Source organism: Ruminococcus sp. BSD2780120874_150323_B10, assembly GCF_015553695.1.
In the GTDB taxonomy this organism is placed as follows: Bacteria; Bacillota; Clostridia; order Oscillospirales; family Acutalibacteraceae; genus Ruminococcoides; species Ruminococcoides intestinale_A.
Genome location: NZ_JADNHD010000001.1, coordinates 293462 through 299978, shown reverse-complemented (window position 1 = coordinate 299978; position 6517 = coordinate 293462). Strand labels below are relative to the sequence as shown.

The 6517-nt window shown below is 31.3% G+C and carries 6 protein-coding genes and 1 pseudogene; all 7 read left to right on the top strand.

Going from position 1 to position 6517, the window contains the following annotated elements; translation table 11 throughout:
* The first annotated feature begins 25 nt into the window (after positions 1 to 25).
* The 7 genes and pseudogenes from I2E21_RS01480 (at position 26) to I2E21_RS01450 (ending at position 6318) form a co-directional block, all read left to right on the top strand.
* The gene (locus I2E21_RS01480) at positions 26 to 1381 is read left to right on the top strand and encodes an ABC transporter substrate-binding protein (RefSeq protein ID WP_195410181.1); all 1356 of its coding nucleotides are present in this window, start codon (positions 26 to 28) and stop codon (positions 1379 to 1381) included.
* Positions 1382 to 1394: 13 nt separating this feature from the next.
* Positions 1395 to 1544, top strand: a pseudogene (locus I2E21_RS12175) (cysteine peptidase family C39 domain-containing protein); the annotation flags it as partial.
* Positions 1545 to 1703: 159 nt separating this feature from the next.
* Positions 1704 to 3032, top strand: a complete 1329-nt coding sequence (locus I2E21_RS01470) for an ABC transporter substrate-binding protein (RefSeq protein WP_195410180.1) — start codon at positions 1704 to 1706, stop codon at positions 3030 to 3032.
* Positions 3033 to 3041: 9 nt separating this feature from the next.
* Positions 3042 to 3908 carry a sugar ABC transporter permease gene (locus I2E21_RS01465; RefSeq protein ID WP_195410179.1) on the top strand — a complete coding sequence of 289 codons (867 nt, stop codon included), beginning with the start codon at positions 3042 to 3044 and terminating at the stop codon, positions 3906 to 3908.
* Between the two features lie 11 nt (positions 3909 to 3919).
* A complete protein-coding gene (locus I2E21_RS01460) occupies positions 3920 to 4756 on the top strand; it encodes a carbohydrate ABC transporter permease (RefSeq protein WP_301954526.1) in 837 nt (278 codons plus the stop codon).
* An 11-nt stretch (positions 4757 to 4767) separates the two neighbouring features.
* Positions 4768 to 5175: a hypothetical protein gene (locus I2E21_RS01455; protein WP_195410178.1), complete on the top strand. Its 408-nt coding sequence runs from the start codon at positions 4768 to 4770 to the stop codon at positions 5173 to 5175.
* Positions 5176 to 5178: 3 nt separating this feature from the next.
* Positions 5179 to 6318: an ABC transporter permease gene (locus I2E21_RS01450; RefSeq protein WP_195410177.1), complete on the top strand. Its 1140-nt coding sequence runs from the start codon at positions 5179 to 5181 to the stop codon at positions 6316 to 6318.
* Positions 6319 to 6517 lie beyond the last annotated feature (199 nt).

The window sequence follows — 6517 nt, the reverse complement described above, 5'->3', positions numbered from 1 at the left end:
ATATATAATCACAAGGTGAATCATTATGAAAAATAAAATTGCGATAATTTTAACATTACAATTTATTATTACTGTGTTTGCTTTCAGCGGATGTGGTGAAAGCACAGCTTCAAGCAATTCCTCAAAGCTTACATATTGTGCATACTATGAGGATGATATTTGCGATATTATTGAAAGGTACAATAAATATTGTACAAAGCATTACGATGAGTCCTATCAAATTGAAATCGTGGAATTTGATTCGGAAGATACTATGCTTACAAAAATATCAACGGAGATAATGGCGGGGAAAGGACCCGACATAATTTCATTGAATCAAAAATTACCTTTTGAAAAGCTGATTGATAACGGTTCATTTGCGGATATAGATGAGCTTGCGGAATTATACAAATCCGATATAGATTTTGATGACTATAATTCAACAATAATGGATTGCGGAATTTACAATGGAAAGCGATATATTATACCTATAGCTTATTGCCCCAATATACTTATAACAACTCAGGAAATATTAGATAAATATAATCTGGAAAATACTAACTTTTCATTTAAAGAGTTAGAGATACGGTTATCTGACAAAGACCATAGTTATGCGCTTTTTGGAAATAAAGATGAAACATATAAGTTCTTCCTTTCCTATGTTAATGAATATGTGGATTTTTATAATAAAACTACAGAATTTTCAAGCGATGAATTTACCGAGAGCTTAGATTATATTGGAAAAATGATTAGGAATGATAATTCAAGAAAAGAAGGAACTACATGGGATATAATAGGTAATTATTTGTTTCGTACTTCACAATTATCTTTCGACGGTTCTATGATGAGTACGCTAAATTCTTATTTTTATATTTATAATAATAACAGCACGCCGGTTATTATTCCAAACTACAATAAAAAGGCGAATGCAGTATCAGCATTTGTTCAATGTGGTATTGCATTGAATAATAATTCAAATAACAAAGAAAAAGCATTGGCTTTTATTCAATATGTTTTAAGTTATGATATTCAAAAATTATGGAGTGAAAGCAGCTCATCACCATCAATAGTGGTAAGGGCACTACCTGTAAATAAAGCTGCTTTTGAATATGTAATTGACTATACGTCAAAACGTGTATATGATATTAATGATGATGGAGAGTATGAGAAATCTGAGGAAGAATATTCAGATGAAATAAAAACTAAGTTTTTTAATGAATATTTAGATATGATTAACAGTATAAGCAGTTGTACTTTATATGATTATCTGGAATTTGAAAATACTTATTACAACTCCTCGGTTATCGGAGATATTGTGAACGATTACTTAAACGGGGATATTTCAAAGGAAAAGTTTATTCGTCAGCTCTCGGCGGCAACGGAAATTTATTTAACAGAATGAAGCTGATAAGGAATCATTAACCTCTAAATCACCTATACCTGCTATTGCTCATGTAGTAATTGACAATTCCTTATTGCATTATGTAGTTATAACTAAAGTTAAGGGTGATACTGTAGTAGTTTCCGACCCTGCAAATGGTTTATATGTTACTTTCAATTATTAATGAAGTGAATTTAACTCAGTGCATATTGATTTCGCTACTTATCCGTATGAATTAACAAGTAGAGTGTTATTGTTGATTTAAATAATAAAAATTCAGATAAACTACAGATTAATAATTTAGAATTATGTTAAGATATATATAATCACAAGGTGAATCATTATGAAAAATAAAATTGCGATAATTTTAACATTACAATTTATTATTACTGTGTTTGCTTTCAGCGGATGTGGTGAAAGCACAGCTTCAAGCAATTCCTCAAAGCTTACATATTGTGCATACTATGAGGATGCTATTTGCGATATTATTAAAAGGTACAATAAATATTGTACAAAGCATTACGATGAGTCCTATCAAATTGAAATCGTGGAATTTGAATCTCAGGAAGAAATGAAATTAAAAATGTCAACAGAAATTATGGCAGGTGAGGGACCTGATATTTTTTCTCTGAGTCAAAAGCTTCCATTTGAGAAATTAACAGATAGCAAAACTATTGCAGATGTAAACGAGCTTATAAGTGAATTTAGTTATGATATAGGAATAGATAACTGCAATTCAAAAATTATGGATGCAGGAGTGATTGACGGTAAAAGATATTTTATACCTTTGTTCTATTCACCTGATGTTTTTATAACTACAGAGGAAACACTTAATAAGTACAATTTAACATCATCTGAATTTTCTTTTAAAGCATTATCTGAGAAACTTTCAAAAAATAAAAAAGAATATTCTCTTTTTGGAAGTGCCGATGATAATATTGCCTTTTTTTATTCGTTTTTAGATCAATATATAGATTTTAACAGCGGAAATACAGAATTTAACAGCGATAAGTTTTCGGAAGATTTGGATTCTATCTATAGCTTGATTAAGAATGACACTACCGACGAAAATGTTTATTATTTTTTATATGAAAATATAAATAATGGTGCTTCTATTTTATATAAGGAAATGCCTGCTTTTAGTATTATAGTAAAGACATATTCGTGTTTAAAATATTTAGGATCAACTCCTGTGTTTGTAAATAATTACAATATGGATGATGATTCAATTTCTGCCTCTATAGATGTTGGTATTGCCGTTAATGATAATTGTAAAAATAAAGAAAAATTACTGCCTTTCATTAAGTACTGTTTGTCCTGTGATGTGCAAAAAAATATGAGTGAAGAATATATGTATTTGCCTGTAAACAGCGATGCTATGGAAAAATGCATTGATTCAATAGATGAAGCAATAGATTTTGGAGATTTAATTGTTAGTGATAAAGAAAAAGCTATTGTTGAAACTGCTCAAAGTGCGGCGATAAGAGATTATAAATATATTATAAACAACATAACAAAATGTAATTTATATGGGTTTAATTATTTATCGGATACTTATTTTAATTCTTCGGTAATCAGTGATATAGTTGATAAATATTTAAACGGGGATATTTCAAAGGAAAAGTTTATTCGTCAACTTTCGGCTGCTACGGAAATTTATTTGACTGAGTAGGAATGAATTATGAGAAAATCTAAATTAACAAGGAAACAAAAAGAGCATATAGCGGCATATCTGTTTATATTGCCATCATTTTTAGGGATAGCAGTTTTTTACGTTGTGCCGTACATAATTTGTTTTATAAAAAGCCTATACGTTGGAGGCACTTTTGTAGGAATAGAAAATTACATACAGCTTTTTCAAAATAATACCTTTTTGCTTGCTTTAAAAAACACATCAATATTTACTGTTGTTGCAATACCGCTTTTAATGGTGATTTCGTTTTTAATTGCACTGTTTCTTAATTCTTTTAAGAAAATATCATCGTTTTTCAGAAGTGCCTTGCTTATCCCTGTTGTAGTGCCTGTAGCTTCGCTTATCTGCGTGTGGCAGGTGGTTTTTGATGATTACGGAGCAATTAACGGAATACTTAATTTTTTCGGTTTTAATACTATTGAATTTTTTAATTCCGAATTTTCAATGGTGATGATAATTTTTATTTACATTTGGAAATACTGCGGATTTTGTGTGATTTTGTTTACGGCAGGACTTGCAAATGTTCCGCAGTCGCTCTATGAAAGTGCAAGGCTTGATGGTGCAAGTTCATTTCAAATAGTTACAAGAATTACTATACCGATGATTACACCGACAACATTTTTTGTTTTCCTTATGGAATTGATTTATTCTTTCAAAATCTTCCGTGAGGTCTTTGCATTGTTTGGTGATTATCCGAATTCAAATGTCTATTTTCTGCAAAACTTTATCAATAATAATTACTACAATCTGAATTATCCCAGACTTTCGTCAGCATCAATAATTTTATCTGCGTTTATGATAATTGTACTGCTTGCTTTCTTCATTTTCGAACGAAAGCACAGCTTTGCAGAATAGGGGGCAGTAAAGTGAAAAGAACGATAAAAATTATTAAGTATATTTTTCTTATTTTAATTACAGCGATTTTTCTTTTCCCTGTTGTGTATATGATTGCCTGTTCGTTTATGTCAAATTCACAGGTTAGTTCTATGCTGGACTTTACAAACGGAGAATACAAAAATATAAATCTTGTGCCGGAGATGTTCTCACTTGAACAGTATTATCAGGTGTTTTTCAGACGCCCTGAATATCTTCTTAAATTCTGGAACTCGGTAATTATAACATTTCCAACAGTAATAGCTCAAGTTATAGTATCTGCACTTGCGGCATTTGCTTTTGCAAAGCTGAAATTTCCTTTCAGAGATAAGCTGTTTTTTGTTTATATTGTTCTGTTAATTTTACCTTTGCAAGTAACACTTGTACCGAATTATATTGTTCTTGACAATCTTGAACTTCTTAATAACTTTCTTGCAATAATACTGCCCGGTACATTTTCTGCATTCGGAATTTGTCTATTAAGACAGAGCATAAAGTATATTCCCGAATCAACAATTGAAGCCGCAAGAATTGACGGTGCGTCATATTTTAAGATTTTTACAAACATTATTTTGCCGCAAATAAAGGGAGGGCTAATTACCCTGACTTTGCTCTGCTTCATTGATAATTGGAATGTTGTTGAACAGCCACTTATCTACTTTGATGATGAGGCTATGTATCCACTTTCAATCGGACTGTCGGATATAAGTAACTCCGATTATGGAATAATTTTTGCCTGCGGAGTTATGTTTATGATAATTCCTTTGCTTATTTATCTTTATGGGCAAAGGGATATAGATTCGCCGTTTGTTCAGGTCGATAAAAATTAGGAGTGGCAGATATGAAAAAAGATAAATTAAAAAAATATTCAATACGCTTTGGAATTACATTTTTAATTGTAATAGCCTTTCTTACATACTTTTCCGGTACAATAGATAATATGCTTTTGCCACAGGTGAAAGTCAGCGATGTAGCATATGGCACCATTAACGGTGAGCAGAGCCAAGACGACAGGTATTTAATACCGATTTCTGCGGTTATTGCTATGGGAGATACCGGCTCAGTGTTTGTTACAAGAACAGACGAAAATAACAAGACAACCGTAAACGAAGCTACTGTAAATCTTAAAAACAGTGACGATTTATATTATGAGGTAACTTCTGATGAAATGTACAGCGGTATGAAAGTAGTATATTCAACCTCAAAGAGTATTTCAAACGGCGACAGAGTGTATATTGTGGAGGAATAACAGATGTCAAAGAAGAAAATTTTGTCTGTTGCTTTGATAAGTGTTTTGACGGTATTTGTATTTTGTCTTTGCTTTTATTTCAGCGGTAATGCGCTTAATCAATTGCCAAGCATAACGCAGATGAATTATAATCTCAAGTCTGATGAAAAACCTTTGACAGTAAAAGATATGAATAATTTATCGGACAGAATTTCATTTAATCAAGTCAGCTTTTGTGTAGAACTTGATGAAACAAATGTAAAGGAAGAAACTGTTACACCTGTTCTTACAAATGAATTTTATTTTGAAATTTACGGACAAAAGCTTAATGGTAATAGCATCACCGAAGAAAATATAAAAAATGAAAACAAGGTTGCAGTTATCTCAAGCAGCCTTGCACTTAAATTGTTTTTTAATACCGATGCGGTAGGGAAGACAATAACGCTTAATGATGAAGTATATACGATTTGCGGTGTTATTCAGGAAAGCGAAAACATTATTAACAGTCTTTCGAGTGATGGAAAGCAGAGAATTTACATTCCTTATACCTGTTATAGCGGATATGAAAATTGTGATGTATATACTATTTCATATGACAATTCGGCAAGCTCTGCACCATTAATTGAGCAGATGAAATTATCTCAATACCACTCGACAAATTTTTCTGAAAAAGCGAATGTCATCAGGAACTTTGAAAATATCATATTTCTGATACTCTTCATTGCGCTGTGTTTTTTAGCTATAAGGCTATGGTACAGAATCTGCAAAAAACTTATCAAAGATATAAAAGAAAATCTGAGTGAGAATTATATTTTAAATTCGCTTAAATCAATACCGATAAAATATGTATTGCTGGCTATCACGGCATTTGGTATACCTGTCGTATTGCTGATAATATTTTTTCTATCGGATTTTAGTATTTTTATAATATCGAAGTACATACCGTATGACAATATATTTGATGTGTCATATTATTTGAACACCATTATTGAAAATTCAAATATGGCAAACAATCTTGCCTTAACAGGGGATACTTTTTTGATTAATCTCTACTCAAATTCATTCTCTTTGCTGATATGGCATGTTATAATCTTTGCTATTATTTTTATTGCAGTACTAAGTGTGATTTGGAAAGCTTTAAGTAAACTGTTGTCATCTGTATAGCACTGCCTGCCGTTCTGTTTGTAGGTGCATCTCCTTGTCCTAAATAATCCTTTAAAATTCCCATAGGTCATCATCCTTCCTTGAAAAATAAGTTGCATCTTCTAAATCGGTAAATTCTCAAAGTAAATGCAACAGTAGCAAAAGGTAGCATTTAACTTGAGAAATCGGTAGCATTTAGTTTGAGAAATGGTTAAAATAT